This window comes from Nocardia sp. NPDC004278 (assembly GCF_053602975.1).
This window is the reverse complement of the sequence record NZ_JBSGEQ010000001.1, coordinates 386,207-406,772: the sequence shown is the minus strand read 5'-3', so window position 1 is coordinate 406,772 and position 20,566 is coordinate 386,207. Positions and strand designations below refer to the sequence as shown.

General features: G+C 66.1%; 20 protein-coding genes. 8 read left to right on the top strand and 12 right to left on the bottom strand.

Annotated features, from left to right (window positions below):
- Positions 1-84: 84 nt before the first annotated feature.
- Positions 85-684: a TetR/AcrR family transcriptional regulator gene (locus ACWEO2_RS01815; protein ID WP_452403575.1), complete on the top strand. Its 600-nt coding sequence runs from the start codon at positions 85-87 to the stop codon at positions 682-684.
- A gap of 39 nt (positions 685-723) precedes the next feature.
- Here ACWEO2_RS01815 and ACWEO2_RS01810 read toward each other — a convergent pair whose 3' ends face one another.
- Positions 724-1,299 carry a TetR/AcrR family transcriptional regulator gene (locus ACWEO2_RS01810; protein ID WP_452403574.1) on the bottom strand — a complete coding sequence of 192 codons (576 nt, stop codon included), beginning with the start codon at positions 1,297-1,299 and terminating at the stop codon, positions 724-726.
- A 142-nt stretch (positions 1,300-1,441) separates the two neighbouring features.
- On the opposite strand from ACWEO2_RS01810, the gene ACWEO2_RS01805 reads away from it, so the two are divergent.
- From ACWEO2_RS01805 to ACWEO2_RS01775, 7 genes are all read left to right on the top strand, one after another.
- Positions 1,442-2,170 carry a DUF2306 domain-containing protein gene (locus ACWEO2_RS01805; RefSeq protein ID WP_452403573.1) on the top strand — a complete coding sequence of 243 codons (729 nt, stop codon included), beginning with the start codon at positions 1,442-1,444 and terminating at the stop codon, positions 2,168-2,170.
- A gap of 66 nt (positions 2,171-2,236) precedes the next feature.
- Positions 2,237-2,899, top strand: a complete 663-nt coding sequence (locus ACWEO2_RS01800) for an MBL fold metallo-hydrolase (protein WP_452403572.1) — start codon at positions 2,237-2,239, stop codon at positions 2,897-2,899.
- A 276-nt stretch (positions 2,900-3,175) separates the two neighbouring features.
- Complete coding sequence (locus ACWEO2_RS01795) at positions 3,176-3,835, top strand: TetR/AcrR family transcriptional regulator (RefSeq protein ID WP_452403571.1); 660 nt, start codon at positions 3,176-3,178, stop codon at positions 3,833-3,835.
- Between the two features lie 291 nt (positions 3,836-4,126).
- Entirely contained in the window at positions 4,127-4,993 is an 867-nt protein-coding gene (locus tag ACWEO2_RS01790; RefSeq protein WP_452403570.1) for an SGNH/GDSL hydrolase family protein, read from the top strand.
- A 111-nt stretch (positions 4,994-5,104) separates the two neighbouring features.
- Entirely contained in the window at positions 5,105-5,848 is a 744-nt protein-coding gene (locus ACWEO2_RS01785; RefSeq protein WP_452403569.1) for a LysR family substrate-binding domain-containing protein, read from the top strand.
- A gap of 177 nt (positions 5,849-6,025) precedes the next feature.
- On the top strand, positions 6,026-7,075 hold the full coding sequence (locus ACWEO2_RS01780; protein WP_452403568.1) for an alpha/beta fold hydrolase: 1,050 nt from the start codon (positions 6,026-6,028) through the stop codon (positions 7,073-7,075).
- Between the two features lie 272 nt (positions 7,076-7,347).
- Positions 7,348-7,998: a hypothetical protein gene (locus tag ACWEO2_RS01775; protein WP_452403567.1), complete on the top strand. Its 651-nt coding sequence runs from the start codon at positions 7,348-7,350 to the stop codon at positions 7,996-7,998.
- Between the two features lie 124 nt (positions 7,999-8,122).
- Here ACWEO2_RS01775 and ACWEO2_RS01770 read toward each other — a convergent pair whose 3' ends face one another.
- From ACWEO2_RS01770 to ACWEO2_RS01720, 11 genes are all read right to left on the bottom strand, one after another.
- A complete protein-coding gene (locus ACWEO2_RS01770; protein WP_452403566.1) occupies positions 8,123-9,070 on the bottom strand; it encodes an undecaprenyl-diphosphate phosphatase in 948 nt (315 codons plus the stop codon).
- Between the two features lie 41 nt (positions 9,071-9,111).
- The gene (locus ACWEO2_RS01765; protein ID WP_452403705.1) at positions 9,112-10,677 is read right to left on the bottom strand and encodes an LCP family protein; all 1,566 of its coding nucleotides are present in this window, start codon (positions 10,675-10,677) and stop codon (positions 9,112-9,114) included.
- A 565-nt stretch (positions 10,678-11,242) separates the two neighbouring features.
- Positions 11,243-12,256 (bottom strand): alcohol dehydrogenase catalytic domain-containing protein, encoded by a 1,014-nt coding sequence (locus ACWEO2_RS01760; protein ID WP_452403565.1) that lies wholly within the window; start codon positions 12,254-12,256, stop codon positions 11,243-11,245.
- Positions 12,257-12,449: 193 nt separating this feature from the next.
- Positions 12,450-13,649: a vWA domain-containing protein gene (locus ACWEO2_RS01755; RefSeq protein WP_452403564.1), complete on the bottom strand. Its 1,200-nt coding sequence runs from the start codon at positions 13,647-13,649 to the stop codon at positions 12,450-12,452.
- Complete coding sequence (locus tag ACWEO2_RS01750) at positions 13,646-14,296, bottom strand: SRPBCC family protein (RefSeq protein ID WP_452403563.1); 651 nt, start codon at positions 14,294-14,296, stop codon at positions 13,646-13,648. The genes ACWEO2_RS01755 and ACWEO2_RS01750 overlap by 4 nt, the downstream gene beginning before the upstream one ends.
- Positions 14,297-14,309: 13 nt before the next feature.
- Entirely contained in the window at positions 14,310-15,197 is an 888-nt protein-coding gene (locus ACWEO2_RS01745) for an AAA family ATPase (protein ID WP_452403562.1), read from the bottom strand.
- Positions 15,194-15,787, bottom strand: a complete 594-nt coding sequence (locus tag ACWEO2_RS01740) for a nucleotidyltransferase family protein (protein WP_452403561.1) — start codon at positions 15,785-15,787, stop codon at positions 15,194-15,196. Before ACWEO2_RS01740 ends, ACWEO2_RS01745 begins: the two co-directional genes overlap by 4 nt.
- Complete coding sequence (locus ACWEO2_RS01735) at positions 15,784-16,677, bottom strand: XdhC family protein (protein WP_452403560.1); 894 nt, start codon at positions 16,675-16,677, stop codon at positions 15,784-15,786. The genes ACWEO2_RS01740 and ACWEO2_RS01735 overlap by 4 nt, the downstream gene beginning before the upstream one ends.
- A 26-nt stretch (positions 16,678-16,703) precedes the next feature.
- Positions 16,704-19,094: an aerobic carbon-monoxide dehydrogenase large subunit gene (locus tag ACWEO2_RS01730; RefSeq protein ID WP_452403559.1), complete on the bottom strand. Its 2,391-nt coding sequence runs from the start codon at positions 19,092-19,094 to the stop codon at positions 16,704-16,706.
- The gene (locus tag ACWEO2_RS01725) at positions 19,091-19,609 is read right to left on the bottom strand and encodes a (2Fe-2S)-binding protein (protein ID WP_051183382.1); all 519 of its coding nucleotides are present in this window, start codon (positions 19,607-19,609) and stop codon (positions 19,091-19,093) included. The genes ACWEO2_RS01730 and ACWEO2_RS01725 overlap by 4 nt, the downstream gene beginning before the upstream one ends.
- 2 nt (positions 19,610-19,611) lie before the next feature.
- Complete coding sequence (locus ACWEO2_RS01720; protein WP_452403558.1) at positions 19,612-20,502, bottom strand: FAD binding domain-containing protein; 891 nt, start codon at positions 20,500-20,502, stop codon at positions 19,612-19,614.
- Between the last annotated feature and the right edge of the window lie 64 nt (positions 20,503-20,566).

Sequence of the window (20,566 nt, the reverse complement as noted above, 5' to 3'; positions counted from 1 at the left end):
CCTAACGTTAGGACGAGACGGTACCGTCCTGTCAAGAGAGTACGCGGGACGATACCGTTCCGTCCACCCGCTACACTCACCCGTATGACACGTCGCACGCCCACCGGTGCAGCCGTGCTGCAGCCCGAGACCACCAAGTCGATCACGGAGGCCGTCCTCGACGAGCTTGCCGAACAGGGCTACGGCCGACTGTCCATGGAGGCCGTCGCCAAGCGGGCCGGTGTCGGCAAGAGCGCGCTGTACCGCCGCTGGCCGTCCAAACAGGACATGGTGATCGCCGTCGTCTCCGAGTTCAGCGTGCCGCGAGCCATCGATCCCGACACCGGATCACTGCGCGGCGACCTCCGGGAAACCCTCGACGCGCTGCTGGAATGGCTCAACCACCCGCGCTTTTCCCGCATATTGCCCGACCTGGCCGCCGAGATGGCGCGCAACCCCGAACTCGGTGCGGTCATCGAGACCATGATCGGCATCCCGCGGCGCACCCGCGGCGCGGAAATCCTCCAACGTGCCATCGCGCGCGGCGAACTGCCCGCCGACCTGGACCTCGAACTCGCACTAGACGTCATCGCCGCGCCCATCTATTGGCGCCTGTCCGTCCGCCGCGGCCACCTCGAACCCGGCTACCTCGATTCCCTCACCGGCCTGCTCTTGCGCGCACTCGGCGCGGCATCGGACACCTGATCCCGCAGCAGCCGACCTCCTATCGCGTGGCCGATGACGCTAGAGCCCGAGCAATGCCGAAAGAGTTTCGGCCGCAAGGTCTTCCGCTGGCACATCGAAGCCGAACCGTTCATATGGTCGCCGGTGGCTCAGGACGGAGAGGCCATGCAGGGTCGACCAGATCGATCGGGCCATGAGTTCGGGCGAGGGCCGAGTGGAGATGACGCCGGATTGCTGGGCCTCGGCTACGGTATTCAGGAGGATCTCAAAGGATTCCAGGCCCAGCGGGTCCGAGCCCGGACGGCTGCGGAACATTGTCGCGAACAGGTCGGGATGTTCGCGCGCGAAACGTACGTAGGCCCCACCCAGGCCCAGCAGTCGTGCGCCGACCTCGGGTACCGCGGCGACCACCTGCTCGAGGTCTTGCCGCAGCGTTTCATAGCCTTGCTCCGCCACTGCGGCCAGTAGCTCTTCCTTACCGGCGAAGTGACGATAGGGCGCCGCGGTGCTCACCCCTGCTCGGCGGGCGACTTCGTTGAGGCTGAAGTGCTCGTGCCCCTGCTCGGCGAGGATCTCCCTGGCACCGTCGATCAGCGCCTGCCGGAGTGCGCCGTGATGGTAGGTCGTGCGTGCCACGTTGCTCCGTCCGCTCTTGCCGCCGCGCGACACCACCGGCGAATGCGATGCCCGCGCGGCCGAAAACTCTATGTAAGTAACTCTAACATTCTGCTATGTTAGAACTACTTACATTCGGGGCGTCGAAACATCAGGAGCGTCAATGGTTTCCACCGCACCCCCCGTCCACGACCAACAGCGCCCACGCCAGCGGCGCGCACGCTGGAGCTGGGCCTGGATCACCTTGTCCTCGCTGGCGATCGCCGGATACTTCGTCGGCCAGTACGCCCAGGGCACCCTCGATGACCTCGCACACCGAGAAGTCGGGCTCGCAGCCAGCTACGGCTTCCGGGCGTGGCCGATCCAGGCGGCCTTCTACCTGCACATCGTCTTTGCCGGAATCGCACTGGCGTTGGGTCCATGGCAGTTCGCCACACGGCTGCGCACTCGACGACCCAAAATGCACCGCGGCATCGGGCGAGCCTACTTGATCAGCATCGCGGTCGGTTCGACTGCGGCACTGGTGATGTCGATGTTCAGTTCGGTGGGACTGAACGGCTTCTTCGGCTTCGGCTCACTGGCCCTGTTATGGGCTTGGACCGCGTGGCGCGGCTACCGCGCCGTCCGGCAGCGCGACTTCGCCGACCACCAGGCGTGGATGATCCGCAGCTTCGCGCTCACCTACGCGGCGGTGACTCTGCGGTCATGGTTCGGCGTGCTGATCCTCGCCCAGATTCCGTTCGTGCACGGCGACGACCCGTTCGCCACGATCCTGCGCGAGGCCTACGCACCGCTGCCATTTCTGTGCTGGCTGCCCAACATCATCATCGCCGAACTCATCATTCGCCGCCGCGGCCTACCCGGGCTGCGCATCACCCCGACCGCGCCATGAGGACCCATGCGACGTCGCGTCAGATCGACCAAACCATCACCGCTACTGCTTGATTCAGGAGAACCAATGACCGTCTACACCGTCAAGAACACCGCCTCGTCGGCCTTTCTCGTCACCGACGGGAACGCGGCCATGATCGTCGACACCGGTGTCCGGGGGCGCGCACCCGCGATGCTGCGGCAAATCGCCGACGCGGGCCTGCGCCCGAGGGATGTCACTCTTATCGTGCTCACCCACTATCACGCTGACCACACCGGTTCGGCAGCCGAGCTGCGCGAAGCTACCGGCGCGCCCATTGCCATCCACCGCGACGACGCCGATCAACTCCGCCGTGGCGGGCGGGTCGACCTGCAACCCACCAGCGTGGTGCCGCGACTCATGAAACTCATGCTTGCAGGAACCGAGATCCCGGCCATCGAACCCGATATCATCCTCGACGACGAAGAAGACCTGACCCGACACGGCGGCATCGGACGATCCTTTGTCACGCCAGGCCATACCCCCGGCTCGGTGTGTGTTCTGTTGCCGGACAACAGCATTGTGGCCGGAGACGCCCTCTCGGGCGGTCTCCTGCGAGCCCGCGTCGCGCACCAGCCCATGTTCGTGACCGACCCCGACGCCGCCACCCGCAGCATGCGCACCATTGCCGACCACGCGCCGATCACCGTCTATGTCGGCCACGGTGGTCCCCTGACCACGACCTCCCTCACCCGCCTCACGGCCGAGTGAGCCTTCGTTCCCGAACTGGACATTAGGGCCGACTGCGGTGATTCGAGCGTCGAATCAAACGAGAATCCAGGAGCCCTGCGCGCCGCCTCGGCGCCAGCTCCCACACCCTGTGCCGCCAGGTGTGACCAACACGGACACCATTGCATGGGCAATGTCGCCCCTCGACGCTGCGAACCGATTGCATAGCCACTGGCGGCTACCAATCGGTTGGTAGCCTGGCCGAAGATGGCGCTGCGCTGCGGCCGATGCAGCCCGAGGATCGAACAAGGAGCCCGGATGAGCGAAATGGTATGGGAACCTCGGCGTGTCGCGGCGGTCCGAGCCGAACTGCCGCCCGGTGTGACACCGTCGGGGACCCGAGGGCGAATCCTGGAAGCCTCCCTGGAGTTGTTCGCCGAGCACGGATTCGCGGGCACCTCGATCCGTGACATCGGCAAACGGGTCGGCATCAACTCCGCGACGTTGTACGCGCACTACCCATCCAAGGAAAACGTACTGACCGAGTTGATTCAACTGGGCCATCAGGAGCTGTACACCCGACTCGCAGCCGCGGCCTCCGCTGCCGCCGAACCATCCGAGCGCCTTGCCGCGCTGGTGCGCGCACACGTCCTCGCCCACGCCGAATATCCACTGTTGACCGTGGTGGCCAACGCCGAGCTGCACGCGGTTCCTGCCGACCTCATCGATGGCGCCCTGAAACTTCGCGCAGCCTGCCGGACCATGCTGCTGGACACACTCCGCGCCGGCATCGAAGCACGTGTCTTCGATATCGCCGATCCGATTCTCACCGCACTGGCCATCAGCTCGATGGGTATGCGCGTCGGCCAATGGTTCGGCCCGGACCAGCCCTACGCAGCCGAAGCCGTCGCCGACGAGTACGCCCGGCTCGCGCTGCGCATCGCCGGGGCCGACACCCGCGACGCCGAGCGGAAATAATCTCCGAGCAGTAGGCGGAGCCGCCCCGAGGTGGTTCCGACTGCGGACAGCCGTCGAATTCGGTCGATCGACGGGCATGGGCGAGACCCCGCCAACTCCAACCAATCGATTGGTTGACATCAGCGATACGAGCACGCGAAGATGTCGGAACCCTCCCAACCAATCGATCGGTTGGGGGTTCCGCTTTTTCGTCACCGCCGCCACACTGCTCGTCGCCAAGGAAACCCGAGGACGAGACCTGGCCGTCGTCGCACCCACCTCGGCATCGCCGGAGAGAAAAGGAATGTAACCATGAAAGTGAACAGCGCCGTTCTCGCACGACTGTTGGCAGTTGTCGCGCTGCCCACCACGCTGGTTCCGGCATTGGCAGGCGCCGCGGCGTCGACGCCGATGATTCGGTATGTGGCCCTTGGCGATTCCGCCGCCGCCGGCCCGCTGCTGCCGAATCAGGACACCACCAGCCCCGGCTGTCTTCGCTCGCATCTGAACTATCCGTCGGTCTTGGCCGCGAAACTCGGCGCGGCACTCACCGATGTCAGCTGCAGTTCCGCCAAGTCGCAAAACGTCACCACCACCGCACAATCCACGCTCGCAGGATCGGTGCCACCCCAGGTGGACAGCCTCGACGCCGGAGTGGACCTGGTCACCCTGACGATCGGATTGAACGACCTCAACCTGTTCACCACGGCTCTGGCCTGTGTCAATCCGCTCCCCGAGCCCACGGGCAAATCCTGCCGGGACAAGTACGTCACCAATGGTGTCGACACCATGCGCAACGCCATCAACGACTGGGCGCCGACATGGGGGCGCGTGCTGGACACCATCCGCGCTCGCGCACCGCGGGCGCACATCGCGGTCATCGGCTACGGAACCTATTTCCGTCCCGGCGGATGTGCATCCCAACCCCTCTGGCCTGGTGACGCCGACTACCTGGGCAGCGTGGTCGCGACCCAGAACGCCGCGTTGGCCGCCGAAACCCAGCGCCGCGGCGACCAATTCATCGATATCGCAACGGTCAGCGTCGGCCACGACGTGTGCGCGCCATCGGACCAGGCCTACTACACCGGCCTGATCCCGAACGCGATCGCTGTCCCGCTGCATCCGACCACGCTCGGCATGCAGTCGATCGGCGAATACGCAGCCCAACAGTTGCAATAACCTTCGTCCCGCGGTGCGCAGTCCGAGGCCCCGCACGATCGAGTTCCGGGAAGCCTCAACAACTCAACTCAGCACCGCGCCGCCGTCCAGGGTGAGCACAGTGCCGGTGGCATGCGGCTGGGTCAGGAAGAACAGGTATGCACTGTGCTCACCCCGGCCGGAGAGCAATTGCTGGCCGACGCCCGCTCGTTGCTGGCCGGCGCGCAGGCATTGCGCCGCAGAGTGATACGCGCGGCCCGCGGAGTCGACACCTTCACTGTCGGCTTCATGCCCGGCCTCATCGTGACCGCCCCGGTGCGGGCCATAACCGACCGGCATCCCGAGCTCACCCTCGAGCTGGTCCGCACGACGTGGAACGACCAGACCACAGTGGTTCATGACGGCCGTGTCGACGTCAGCTTCGTGCGTCTCCCTATCGATGCGCAGGGCCTGTCCGTGCGGCCGCTGTACACCGAACCGCGGGTCGTGGTGGTCTCCGCCGAGCACCGTTTGGCCGGCAAACAAACCGTCGACGTCACCGACCTCGCCGACGAACATCTGTTGCAGGAACCCGACCTGGTGCCCGAATGGCGCGATATCGCCACCGAGCTGCGGATCCCGCGACCGGACGTGCCTGCCTTTCACAGCGTCGAGGAGAAGCTGGAACACGTCGCCGCGGGCCGCGGCATCATTTTCCTCCCATTGTCGGTCGCGACCTTCTATACGCGTGCCGACATCGGCTACCTCGCGGTGCCCGATATTGCGCCCAACCAAGTGAGCCTCGCCTGGGACGCCGACCGGCACAGCCCGCTGATCGAGGAGTTCGCCGACCTCGCCGCCGAACTCACACCATCCGTTACGCAGGAGAGTTGCTGACGGCGACCTTGTGGAGTTGTCGCTTGGCATCCATATCCCGCTTCAGTCGCGACCCCTGGCGCAGATCAGGCCGTGTTCCCCCATCGACACAACCAAGTGAATCCTTTCGGGCCACCGACGTCTCTTGTACGCGTGAACGACCATTCGGACGGAAAGATGCAACCACAAGGAGCCCAGGTGTCCACTCTCCAGCCAACCTCGGCGACGCCCGACAGCGGGCCGTTGCCCTGCCATCGCTGGCCCGGCTCGCGAGGCCGGGTGCCCGCCAGGGCCGTCATGGCGGTACTGGCCACCAGCACGCTGTTGATTGCTCCCGGCGTCGCCAGCGCCGATACCCCGGCCAGTCAGATCGCCCCCACCGCCGACCTCGCATCAACAACGGCCGATGACTTCGACCGGTCACCGTCGTTGACGGCTCCAACCCAGTTCGTCACCGTCGCGGGGCTGCCGATCGCCTACCGCAGCTTCGGACATGGACCAACCCTGCTATTGACCCCATGCCTCGGATTGAGCATGGACGACTGGGACCCGGAACTGCTCGACCGCCTAGCCGCGACCAACCATGTCGTCGTCTTCGACTCCGACGGTGCGGGACGGACTCCAGCCAGTTCCTCGGCGATCTTGACCGTCTCGCAACTCTCCGATCAGGCCGCTGGCCTGATCCAGGTTCTCCACCTGAACCGCCCCACTGTCGTGGGCTACTCCCTCGGCGGATTCGTTGCGCAACGCATGGCCGTAGACCACCCCGATGACGTTGGCGCCCTGATCCTGATGGGTACCGGCCCCGGCGGAGCACAACAAGTGCTGCCCGATCTGCCCACTCTGGTTCGGGGCAGCGCAGCGTTCGACCCGCTTGTACCGGCCGACCAGGTCATTCCGCTGTACTTCAGCGGTCACCCCGACGCTCTAGCTGCGTGGCGTGCACGAACAGCCCTGCGCCCCAACAGGACCGAGGTAAGCCTGACCGGCCTCAACCGCCAACGCGCCGCAATGACCGATTGGCTGATGAACCCGACTGCCAATGTCGTCAGTAGCCTCCCGAAGCTGCGTCTGCCCACACTTATCCTGGGCGCCGAAAACGACGAACAAGAGCCCGCTGACAACTCGACCGTGCTGTCTCACCACATCAAAGATTCGGAATTGCGGATCTATCCCGAGCTCAGCCACGCCTTCCCCTTCGAAGCGCCAGCCCGCGTTGCCGAAGACATCGCCCGGTTCACTCGGTAGCAACCCGAACATGTGGCGGCAGAAGCTGTAAATCCCCGCAGCACAATATATTTGAGAGCTTTAGTTTGATGGCTTCCGGATCGCGAACGGAACACGGACCCGCCGCCGACAGGCGGCGGTGTGGGGCCGGGGGTTGAGAGCCTGCCAGTGGTCGGTGCGCCGAGTTCGACTCCCGGACCCCACACCTCGCGATGTTTTCGTGCCGAATACCAGCGGTATGCCTGCTATGCCGCACAATTGGACGCGGATGAAGGTTCGGCCAGAGGTAAGTCATGAATATTCGCAAGCCGCTGCTGGTTTCAGTGCTGGCACCGTTGTTGGTTGCCGGCTGCGCACATGAGGGCTCGAAAACCGTCGCGCACGCGGTGATTCAACCCCCGGCCGCGAGACAGACCTTGCAGGTGCCGGTCGGTCCCGGCCCCTCGGGCACGTACACGGTACAGGCGCAACCGGCCCCGGGCAGCTGCCACTACCGCAAGTCCGGCGATGGGCAGCCACTGCCCGATCCCGCGTGCACCCCGGGAGCGATCAATCCGAAGGTCGCCGCGGACAACCTCGGCGACACCATCTGCAAGGGCGGATACACTTCCTCGATCCGCCCACCGGCCAACATCACCAGCCGGGAGAAGGACGCCGACGCGAAGTCCTACGACTACACCGGCCCACTGCACGACGCCGAGTACGACCACCTGGTGTCGCTCGAGCTCGGCGGCGACCCGAACGATCCGCGCAACCTGTGGGTGGAGCCACCGTCACCCGATCACAAGCCGGGCGCAGGGCCGAACAATCCGAAGGACGCCGTCGAGAACACGTTGCACGCGCTCGTGTGTTCCGGCAAGGTCGCCTTGACCGACGCGCAGAACGCCATAGCCGCCGACTGGACCACGGCCCTGGTCGTCGTCGGCCACCCCGACGGCAAGTAGGCCACCCGCCGTATCGGTCCGGGTGTAGCGGGGTTTCCGGTTCGGGCTGCTGGTCACTGCTTCGAGTCACACCGTTGACCTCGCATGCCGCGTCTCCGATGTCGGAGGTGCGGCGTGTGGGGTATCAGCCGTGCAAGGTGAAGAACGCCGCGCTGCCGATGCCCGCAACCAGGCAGTAGACGGCGAACGGGGTCAGCTTCTTGGTCTCGAAGTACGAGGTGAGGAACATGACCGAAACATAGGACAGCACACCCGCGACCACCGAGCCCGCCAGCGCCGGACCGAGAATGTCATGGTTCTCGGGCTTGAACAGTTCGGGCGTCTTGAGCGCGCCGGCGGCGAGGATGACCGGGGTGGCCAGCAGGAAGGCGAAACGGGCGGCGTCCTCGTGCCGCAGGCCCTTGAACAGACCCGCCACGATGGTGCTGCCGGAGCGGCTGATGCCCGGGAAAAGCGCTGCGATCTGGGCGGATCCGATGAGCAGCGCATCCTTTACGCCGAGTCGGGACAGCCGCACATCGGAGGCGCGGTCCGGATCGGTGATGGGCAGCACGACGGTGTCCTGCATGGAGAGGTCGGCGGGCCGACCGGCCGGGGTCAGCACCCGCTCGCTCTTCGCGCGAGTGCGCAGCAGTTCGGCCGAGAGCAGCACGAATCCGTTGACCGCCAGGAACACCGAGGTCGGTATCGGGGTGCCGAGATAGTTGCGGACGGCCTTCTCGAGCAGCAGTCCGGCCAGGCCGACCGGGATGGTGGCGATGACCAGCAGCACACCCAATCTGGCTTCGGGCGTGCGGATTTCGCGCATCCGCACCGCGTCCCACAGGCCCGTGAGTATGCGCACCCAGTCCCGCCAGAAGAAGACGACCAGCGCCAGCGCGGTGGCTACGTGCATGGCCACCAGCAGCGCCAGGTATGGAGAGTCCTTGGCGGACATGTCGAGATCCCTGCCCCACTGCCCGCCGATCCAGGCCGGCAACAGAATGCTGTGCCCGAGACTGGACACCGGGAAGAGCTCGCTCACCCCTTGCAGCGCCCCGACGACGATCGATTCCAGATACGTGATGGCCATGCGCTTTCCTGTCGAGGGTCGGGGCGTGAATGCCTGGCTGGTCAGTCCACACAGGGGATGTTGGATCCGATGCTGGTGGTGACGGGTTTGCCGGAGTCGGGTGCCCCGTCGGCGGGTGTGGCGGTGGTGGCGCCGGTGGACGAGGTCGTGGGCGAGTCTGCGCCGGTCGTGGTGGTGGTGCTCGATGATGATGTGCCGGAACTCAATTCGTCGGGCATGGTGAAGTCGCTGCCGATCACGATCTTGATTTGGCCGGGATCGAGGCTCTTGGAGGCGGCCGCCGGTAGCCCACCTAGTAGGTCCGCGGCCTGGGTGGCATCGGTATCGGAGCCGGTGCCGTAGTAGACGACCGAACTGGAACCATCGGTATAGGCGGCGTTGCCGATGGTGCCCTTCTGGAATCCCCTGTCGGCCAACGCGGTCGACACTTTGGCGGCCATACCCGTCGCGCCGCCCGCGTTGACGACGTCGACGGTGCTGGTGGGTGTGGTCTTGGGAGTGCTGGGCGCAGCGGCCTGCACACCGAACGCCGTGCGCACCGCCTTTTTGATGGCGGCCGGGTCGATGATGTTGACGTCTTGGCCGTCGACGGTCTGGTATCCCTGCACCGGCAGAGTCTGAAATTCGATAGGAATCGAACCGGCCCTGCCCATGGTCCGCGCGAAGTCGAGTACGTCCCAGCCTTGGGAGAGCACCACATCGTTCTGTGCGGCGGTGATCAGTTGCTGCATTTTGCCGACGTTGGTGAGTGTGCCGGACTCCTTGAGTTGTTTGGCGACCGAGGTGAGGAACGCCTGCTGGCGGTGGGTGCGGTCGAGGTCGCCGTTATCGAGCTCGTGGCGCTGTCGCACGAACGACAGCGCGTTGGCGGCATCGAGATGCTGGGGTCCGGCCGGGAACACCGCGCCGGAGTAGTACTCGTCATTGACGGCGTGGTTGAGACACACATCGACGCCGCCGAGAATGTTGGCCAGATCGTAGAAACCGACGAGGGAAACCTCGGCGAATCGGTTGATCGGTACTCCGGTCAGTGCCTTCACGGTCTGCACGATGGATTCGCGGCCGGCCTCTCGGCCCTGGCGTTCCAGTTCGACCTTGTCTTTGACGCCCTGGTTGGCGAGCTTCTGCTCGACTGTCACCTTCTTCAGCCCATAGGCTTCCTTGATCTTGGCGTGGTCGTAGCCGGGGATCCCGGTGACCGCGACGTAGTCGTCGCGGGGAATGGAGAAGGCGGTGATCTTCTTCAGATCCTTCGGAATGTGTACCAGGATCAGCGAATTGGCGTTGTAGCCGCCCTCGCTGCCGTCACCGGCGTGCAACTGGTCCATGACGTCTTTGGGTAGATCGTTGCCATTGCGGTCTTTGCGTGTGTCGAGTCCGATGAGCAGGATGTTCATATCGCCGTCGAGCGCGGCGGCGTCTTCGGAACTGATCGCCCCGGACCGGGCGAACCCGTCATCGACGGCGCGCTCGGTGTAGTAGGCGAATCCGGTGCCCGAGACGACGACCACAGCGGTGGCGGCCACCACCAGGCGCACGGCGGTCCGTACGACCCTGACCTGCCATGACGACGATCGCGCGGACTGGGGGCGACGGTTGGGCCGCATCGGCACATACCGGTCGGTTGGGCCCGCGGCGGTTTCGGGCGCCTCCGCGAGCGGCGCCCGCCCAGCACCCGAACCCACCGCCCGCGCACCGGCACCGCGGGCCACCGTTCCCGAGCCTTCCCGCCCGACGCGCGCACGCCCCGCGCCCGATCTCCCATGCTCCGCAGGAGAGTCGCCGCGGTCTGCCGCACGGTGCGAACTCCGGGTGCTCCCGGCGCGGGCGGACACGTCGCCAACCCCTTCGACAGGCCTTTCCGGCCGAGCATGACGACCACCAGACCGGGGAACCACGATCGGGATCGGTTCGGTTTCGTCATTCATCTCGCCGTCAAGCCTCACATCACCGTGCCGCGCGGAACCCACCGGCACACTTCACCAGGTTGAACCATCCTGCACGACGTCTCCGACACGAGCACATCACACCCCGCGCGGCACGGCGGGTTGAAACGTGAAGTTCAGCGGCAGGGGAATCGATCCCGCAGCAGCCTTCTGCAGTCGTGGTGGTCAGAAGTATGGCGGCTTCGACCGGATGCCCATCAAGCGACCGGCACTCAACCCAGATCGGTCAGACCGTGAGGACCATGCGGTATCGGGCCCGTCCCTGTTCCATGGCGGCGTATGCCTCGGCGGCTTGATCCAGTGGCCGTTCCTGGATTCGCGTGCGCACGCCGGATAGGACCGCGAATTGCATTGTTTCCTCGATATCGCGGGCAGTGCCGGAGGCGTGCCCGGTGACGCTGAGTCCGGTCGTGATCAGCTGCGTCGGGCTGATCGGCAGTGGCTCGGCGCTGATGCCGATGGCGATCAGCTCACCGCGCGGTAGCAGTCCACCGACCGTTTCGGCCATCGCTGTGGCGCTGCCCACGGCCCCAAGCACGACCGACGCACCGCCGAGCCCGCGCATCGCTTTACCGACGTCGCCTGCGGTCGAGTCGATGTAGTGGTGGGCGCCGAGCGCGTGGGCGTCCTCGGCCTTGTCCGCGCCGCGGGCGATCGCAATCGTCTCGAAGCCCATCGCGCGGGCGAACTGCACGCCGAGGTGGCCCAGGCCACCGATCCCCAGAATGGCGACGCGGTCGCCGGGCACCGCCCTGGTTTCGCGAAGCGCGTGGTAGGTGGTCACTCCGGCACAACCCATCGGCGCGGCCTCGGCCAGGGAGAGCTCATCAGGGATGCGGGCCAGCGCATTGGCCGGAACGGTCACCGACTCGGCGTATCCGCCGGGGTACTGCCAGCTGGGGACCTGAATGTTCCGGCAGTTGATGAAGTCTCCTTTCCGGCATGGGACGCACTTGCCGCAATGCCCACCGAACCAGCCCACTGCGACGCGGTCCCCAACGGCGTAGTTGTCGACACCTGGACCGAGTTCAGCGATCGTGCCCGCGATCTCATGCCCCGGTGTCAGCGGCCACGACAAGTTCGGGAACGCGCCGCCGACGAACGCACGGTCGGTGCCGCAGATCCCACACGCGGAGACCGCGAGGCGCACGTGGTCGCGAGGCGGTGACGTGGTTTCGACATCGACCAGTTTCAACGCCGCACCGGCGGACTCAACGTGAACAGCCTGATGAGTAGACATCGGTATCCTCGCTTTCCCTGGGAAGCGGCGGCGTCGGCAACCTCACCGCAGCAGGATCGAGGCAGCCGCGCCGGGAATTCTCGAACGGTATCGGGCACCAGCGGCGTCGCACGCCCCAGTGCACAGGCACCGGTCCAAAACGATGCCGTGAGAATCATAAGCCGAGCGATACCGTCGACGGGTCGGTGTTGCATCAGGTGACAATCGTCGATGCCAGGGCTTGCATGAACGCGTGCATACCCGCCAGGGTGTGTGCAGGCATCATGATGTCGCAGTACGGCAGGGCCGCCGCCATCGCACCGGTGGTCGGCTGGAATCGGGAGTCGCTGGCACGGGGATTGAGCCAGATGACCCGCCAGGCCCGGCGTCGGATTCGGGCCATCGCACGGGCCAGGACATCGGGCGCATCGCTGTCCCAGCCGTCGGATGCGATGACGACGACGGCGCCGCGCACCGCGTTGCCGGACGGAGTTGCGAGCAGCGTGCCCAGGCATCGGCCGATATGCGTGCCGCCGTAGCGGTCGACCACCTTGTCGTTGGCCCGGGCCACCGCGATATCCGGGGAACGGTGTGCCAGCACCGAGGTCAGCCTGGTCAGCGAGGTGGAGAAGGCGAACACCTCGGGGTGATCGGGCGAACGGCGCTGCATTGCGGCGCGCATCAGGTGCAGGTAGATCGTCGAATACGGCTGCATCGAGCGGCTGACGTCGCAGATCATGACGATTCGGCGCGGGCGGCGGCGGGGACGGGTGCGGACCAGCACCGCCGACTCCCAGCCGGTGCGGCGGGAATTGTTCATCGTGGCCCGGAAGTCGATCCGCTTGCCGTGCGGATGGTTCGCGTAGCGGCTACTGCGGCGCTGTGGCCAGCGCGCCGACGCCTGCTCCAGCCAGGCGCCGACCGTACGCAGATCGTCCGGATCGAAGCGAGCGAACGGTTCCTGTGCGCGTGCCGCGAACCGGCTAGGCAGCACGTCGGGCAGCGCCACCCCCTGGTCGGTCGAGTGGTCGGCACCAATCGCTGATTGCAGTGTCGCCCAAGGGACTTCACCGCCCTGCCGAGACTGTCCCCGGCCGCCTGGACCCGGCGCCGACGCCCGTTCGGTCGGCAGTCCATGCGTTCGGCTCGGCGGGTCCACACCCAGCACCGCGTCGGCGAACACCGCCGCGAAGACCGCGTCGAAGGCGGCGAGATCCTGCATGCGATCGACGAGCGTGAGTCGTGCAGCCCAGTAGAGTTCGGTGCGCGAGCGCGGCGCCATGCGACGCAGGGCCTGCACGAAGAGCGCGGGCCCGCTCGGCGCCACCGCGACGCCACCACGGCGCAGCCGCGCGACCACCGCGACAGCGAATGCCGCCAGATCGACGCCGCGCAGCAGTACCGCTCGCGTCATCGCTTCCCGCGCATCTGCCTGCGTACCAGGATGATTCCGAGCACGGCCGCGAGTACAAACGCGATCGCGGGCGCATACTTCTTGATCATCGCGGGCCCGACGAGCTCGACGAGATCGAGCGGCTCGGGCTCGGTTTGCGCAACCGGTTGCGGCCGCGCTGCTCGGCTGTCCGGCCCGGCTGCCGCTGCTGCGGCGGACGAATCGCCCGCTGCGAGTTTCGCTTCCAGAGATGCCACGAATTGACCGATCATCTTCTCCGACACCTGCTGCAACATCCCGCTGCCGAACTGGGCGAGCTTGCCGACGATCTTGAGGTCGGTGTCCACAGTGACGCGCGTCTGGTCGCCGTCCGCACGCAATTGCGTGGTGATGGTCGCCGCCGCGTTTCCGGATCCGCGTGAGTCCCGGCCGCTGCCGTTGATGACGGCGCGATGGTCGTGTTCGTCGCGCTCGACGAAATTCGCCTTCCCGGTGAATTCACTGGTCACCGGGCCGACTTTGACCTTCAGTTTGCCGAGGAAGTCCTCGCCCTCCCAGCCGACCATCTGCGCGCCGGGCATGAGCGGAACCACCTGTTCGAGATCGGTCAGTACGGCCCACGCCTGCTCGACGGGTGCGTGGACGGTGAACTCATTGGCGATCTTCATCGGAGTATCCCTCTCATCCGGTGGCCAGGCTCTGGGTGAATTCGACGAATGCCTCGCGGACGGTGGTGCGGTCGTCGGGTGTCTTCGCGAGTGCGCTCAGCGCCGCGACCGCCTCCGGCGCGGTGAGATCGGCGACGCCGAGCGTCACCAGCGCGGCAATCCAGTCGATGGTTTCGGCGACGCCGGGCGGCTTGTCGAGATCGAGATCGCGGGCGCGACCGACGAATTGGGTGGCGTGCTCGATCAGCGCATCGGTTGCCCCAGGCACGGTGCGTCGCACGATCGCCACCGCACGGGCCGGTTCCGGGTAGTCGATCCAGTGGTAGAGGCAGCGCCGCCGCAGCGCGTCGTGCAGATCGCGACTGCGATTCGAGGTCAATACCGCGAGCGGGGGGTGCTCGGCAACAAAGGTCCCGAGTTCGGGAACGGTCACCGTGGCCTCACCGAGGAATTCGAGTAGTAGGGCTTCGAATTCGTCATCGGCACGATCGATTTCGTCGATCAACAGCACCGGGGGCGTCGGGCCGCGATATCGCACACAGCGCAGGATCGGGCGGTCGACCAGGTATTCCTCGGTGAACAGGTCGGCTTCGGTGAGGGCGGCGCCGCGCGCCTCGGCGAGGCGGATGCTGAGCAGCTGACGCTGGTAATTCCAGTCGTACAGCGATTCGCTCACGGTAAGGCCCTCGTAGCACTGCAGGCGGATCAACGGTGCGCCGAGCACGGTGGCCAGAGTCTTCGCCGCCGTCGTCTTGCCCACGCCCGGTTCGCCTTCCAGCAGCAGCGGCCGCCCCAGCGTGGTGGCCAGATAGAAGGCGGCGGCGGTGCCGGCATCGAGCAGGTAGTCGTCGGCGTCGAAGCGTCGCACCACATCCTCGATATCGTCGAACGGCGACATCATGGCGACGTCGCGGCGCGCAGGCGCTCGTAGTCGTCCCAGGTGTCCACGTCCAGGGGCATCGGTGCGTCGACGTCGAGTCGAGACACCGGGACGCGGCCCGACTCGATGATCTTCCATACGGCCTTGTCGCCGTGCAATCGGGCCAACTCGCCGAATACGCTGCGACTCAGCCAGAATGGATGCCCGATACCGTCGTGATAGCGGCAGACCGTGATCGCGGTGGAGATTCCCTCGGCGATCAGCCGGCCGACGGTCGCCGCCGACAGCCCCGGTTGATCACCGAGCATCAGCACGATTCCAGCGGCCCGGGGATGCACCGCGCTCAGTGCCGAACGCAGCGACGACGAACAGCCCGAATCGAAGTCATCGGCCATGACAACCTCCACCCCGGTGAGATCGACCTGCTGGCGCACCGCCACCGCCGCGCCGCCGAGCGTGACGATGATCTGATCGAAGGCGCACGATCGCACCACGTCGAGGGTGGCGCCGAGAACCGTTGTATTCCGGTACGGCAGTAACTGTTTCGCAGTACCGAGACGCCGTGAGGTGCCCGCGGCGAGTACCACTCCGGTGACGACCCCGCTCGTCATGGGCCCGTCTTCGTCGCTGCGAAGGAATCGCGGCAGCCGGAACTGCAGAACCAGTAGTCGATAGCGTCGACGGTCAGATGCGGCGTGTCCGGCCCGACCGCCACGGTCATGCCGCACACTGGATCGAGCGCCTCGACCGCAACATTCCCCGCGCGAGGCGTGACGGCCAAACCACCCTTGCGGACCGCCTGGATCACTTCCGCGACAATCGAGACGGCTATCTCCGCGGACGTCTTTGCGCCGATGGGCAAACCTACCGGGGTGTGCACGCGAGCCCGTTCGGCGTCGGTCAACTCGAGTTCGTCGAGGATCGACGCGCCCCGAATCCTGCTGGCCACCAACCCGACATACCCCACACCCGCGTCGAGCGCGACGCGGATCATTTCGGCTTCCGGGCCGCCATGACTGGCGATCACCACCGCCGTGGTATCGGCCAGTGCATCCAGCGAGTCGGCTTCGGCAGCGCTGCGCTGCACCCCGAAGCCCACCAGTTCGCACGCGTCGGCCAGGGCGTCGGCGATGGGTGTCGCGCCGCAGATGCGCATCAGCGGTGCCGGGATCTGCGGCTCGAGGAATATCTCCAGCGCTCCGCCGGACAGACAGGGATTCACCACCACCGCCGCGCCGGGCGCTTCGGGAAAATGCAGATCGCCGTCGGGCAGCACGCGCAGCAGCACACTCTCATGCGACTGCAGGGCACCCAGCGCCGCCTTGCGGACCGAGTTCTGGGCGCACTGGCCGCCGACGAATCCTTCGATCGTGCCGTCCTGCAACAGGATCGCCTCGTCCCCGGCGTGCGCCGAGGTCGGCTGCTGCGCACGCACGACGGTCGCGTGCACGAACGGCGTCCGGGTGCGGACCAACTGCTGTGCACGCTCGGTCATCTTCATCGGTGATCCCATCGCTCGCACCCCACTCAGATGGGCGGTGTGGCCCGGCCCTGCATCGCCTCCCACACCCGCGACGGCGTCAGCGGCATGTCGGCGTGCCGAACCCCGAACGGCGCCAACGCATCCACCACCGCATTGACCACCGCGGGCGGTGATCCGACCGTGGCCGATTCGCCGACGCCTTTCGCGCCGATCGGGTGGTGCGGCGACGGGGTGACCGTGTACCCGGTCTCGAAATGCGGAACCTCGAGCGCCGTCGGAATGAGGTAGTCCATCAGGGATCCGCCGAGGCAGTTGCCGTCCTCATCGAAGGCCATGATCTCCATCAGCGCCATGCCGATGCCGTCGGTGAGACCGCCGTGCACCTGGCCCTCGATGATCATCGGATTGATCCGGGTGCCGCAGTCGTCGACAGCTAGGAAGCGCCGGACCTTTACCACGGCCGTCCCCGGATCGATATCGACGACGCAGAAGTACGCACCATACGGGTAGGTGAGATTCTCTGGGTTGTAGCAGATCTGCGCATCGAGTCCGCCCTCGATGCCCTCGGGCAGATCACCGGTACCGTGTGCGCGCATCGCGATCTGCTGGATCGTCACAGCCGCGGACGGATCGCCCTTGACGTGGAACGAGCCCTTCTCCCACTCGAGGTCGGCGACGGAGACCTCGAGCATGCCCGAGGCGATGATCCGCGCCTTATCGCGCACCTTCCGCGCCACCAGTGCGGCAGCGGCGCCCGAGACCGGTGTCGACCGGGTGCCGTAGGTGCCGAGGCCGAACGGAGTCTGATCGGTGTCGCCGTGCACGACGTCGATGTCGTCGGGTGGTATTCCCAGTTCCTCGGCGACGATCTGGGCGAACGTCGTCTCGTGCCCTTGCCCCTGGGTCTGAACCGATAGGCGCACAACGGCCTTGCCGGTCGGATGGACACGCAGCTCGCACCCGTCGGCCATCCCGAGTCCGAGGATGTCCATATCCTTGCGCGGACCCGCGCCGACCGCCTCGGTGAAGAAGGACATCCCGATGCCCATCAACTCGCCGCGGGCGCGCTTGACCTGCTGTTCTTTTCGCAAGGCGTCGTAGCCGATCATATCCATCGCCAGGCGCATGGTCTTCTCGTAGTCGCCGGAGTCGTAGACCCAGCCGGTCTTGCTCCGGTAAGGGAACTGTTCGGGGCGAAGGAGATTCCGCAGCCGTAGCTCGGCCGGATCCATCTTCAGTTCGTAGGCGAGGCAATCCACCAACCGCTCGACGAAGTACACGGCCTCGGTGATCCGGAACGAACACGCGTAGGCAACGCCGCCGGGGGCCTTGTTCGTGTAGACCGCGGTCATCTTGCAGTAGGCCGCCTCGATGTCATAGCTACCGGTGAAGACGCCGAAGAAGCCGGCCGGATACTTCAACGGCGCGGCCTGGCCGTTGAAGGCGCCGTGATCGGCGAGCACGGTCGACCGAATGGCGAGGATCTTGCCGTCGGCGTCGGCGGCGATCTCGCCCACCATGATGTAGTCGCGGGCGAACCCGGTGCTAGTGAGATTCTCGCTGCGATCCTCCATCCACTTCACCGGTTTCCCCAGCAACAGCGACCCGACGATGGCGCAGACGTATCCCGGATAGATGGGCACCTTGTTGCCGAACCCGCCGCCGATATCGGGTGAGATCACCCGGATCTTGTGCTCGGGCAGCCCTGCCACCAACGCGTAGAGCGTGCGGTGGGCATGCGGCGCCTGGCTCGTCGACCACAGCGTGAGCTTCCCCGTCACAGGGTCGAGATCCGCGACGGCGCCACAGGTCTCCATCGGGGCGGGATGCACTCGCGGATAGACCATCTCCTGCTTGACGACGACGTCGGCGCGCGCGAACACCGCCTCGGTCGCGGCGGCGTCGCCGGTCTCCCAGTCGAAGCACCGGTTGTCCCGCTTGCCCTCGAGATCATCTCGGATCACCGGCATATCGGGCGCCAGTGCGGTCCGGGCGTCGATCACCGGATCGAGCATCTCGTACTCGACGTTGATCAGCTCCAACGCATCACGCGCGGAGTAGCGATCCTCGGCGACGACGAAGGCCACCTCCTGGCCCTGGAACCGGACCTTGTCCGTCGCCAGCACCGCCTGCACATCGTTGGACAGCGTCGGCATCCAAGCCAGTCCCTTCGCCGCCAGGTCCGCACCGGTGACGACCGCCTTGACCTTCGGATGTGCCTGTGCCGCGGAGATATCGACGCTCACGATCCGCGCGTGCGCGAACGGGGAACGCAGTATCGCCATATGCAGCATGCCGGGCAGCTGGACATCGTCGACGTAGTTGCCGCGTCCGCGAATGAACCGCGGATCCTCTTTGCGGAGCATCCTGCCGTGACCGCACGGCTTGTGGTCGTTGTCGACTCGGTCTTCGGGCCGGGACTCGACGGTGGTCATGATGTGCTCCCCACCGGCGTCGGTGTGGCGGCGGGTTCGGGCTCCACAGCTTCGCCTCGTTGCTTGGCCGCGGCCCACTGGATCGACCGCACGATGGTGGTATATCCGGTGCAGCGGCAGATCTGGCCCGAGATCGCCTCCCGGATGGTCTGCTCGTCGGGATTCGGATTGCGGTCGAGCAGGGCGCGGGCGGTGATCATCATTCCTGGCGTGCAGAATCCGCACTGCAGTCCGTGACACTGCATGAAGCCCTCCTGCACGGGATCGAGTTGGCCGTCCACCTCGAGCCCCTCGACAGTGCGCACCGAACGACCACCGGCCATCACGGCCAGCATCGTGCACGACTTCACCGGTTCGCCGTCGACCTCCACCACACACGTGCCGCAGTTGCTGGTGTCACAGCCCCAATGGGTTCCGGTGAGCCGCAACTGATCTCGCAGGAAATGCACGAGCAGGGTGCGTGGTTCGACCTCCGCGGTCACCGGCTCGCCGTTGACGGTCATGGTTACCTGCATTGCTAATTCCCTTCCAGCGCAGATTCGTTGAGTACGCGCTCGACCGCGGTGCGCAGCGCGCGAATCGTCAGTTCGGACGCGAGATGGCGTTTGTAGTCCGCGCTGCCGCGCGCATCGGAGACAGGTGAGCACGCTGCGCTCGCCCGGCGGCCCGCCTCGGCGAAAACGTCTTCGGTGGGCGGCTCACCGATGAGTGCGTCCACCGCGGCGGCGAGCGCCGCCAGATCGGGGTTGACCGCCGTCAGACCGATCCGCGCGGCCGCTATCGCCTCGCCGTGCAGTGTCACGGTCGCGCCGGACGCCGCGATCGCCCAGTCGCCGACCCGGCGCTCCACCTTCACGTAGGCACTCGAGGTCTGATGCCGCAGGGGAATTCGGATCTCGATCAGAAGTTCGTTGTGCGACATCGCGGTTTCGTACGGACCGAGCAGGAACTGGTCCATCGCGATCTCCCGGTCGCCGGTCGGTCCGCGCACCAGGCAGGTAGCGCCGAGCACCGTGCAGACCGTGCAGAGATCTTCGGCGGGATCGGCCTGGCACAGCGAGCCGCCGATGGTGCCGCGGTTGCGCACGACCGGATCGGCGATCACGCGCTCGGCGTCACGGAAGATCGGGCACACCGCGGCGAGATCGTCGGACTCGAGCAAATGCCGATGCCGGACCATCGCACCGATGCGAACCAGGGTCGGATCGGTGACGATGTAACCCAGTTCGGCAGCCAGGTCGTTGATGTCGATGAGATATTCCGGATTGGCCAGACGCAGCTTCATCATCGGTAGCAGGCTGTGCCCGCCCGCGACGATGCGCGCCTCCTCGCCGAGCCGGTCCAACAGTCCGATGGCGTGATCCACGCCAGTTGCGCGCTCATATTCGAATGGCCCAGGAACTTGCATGTGATCTACCTCACATCAATGGGAAGAAGCTCAGCCTCTGCTCCACTGATGCGATCGTCAAGAC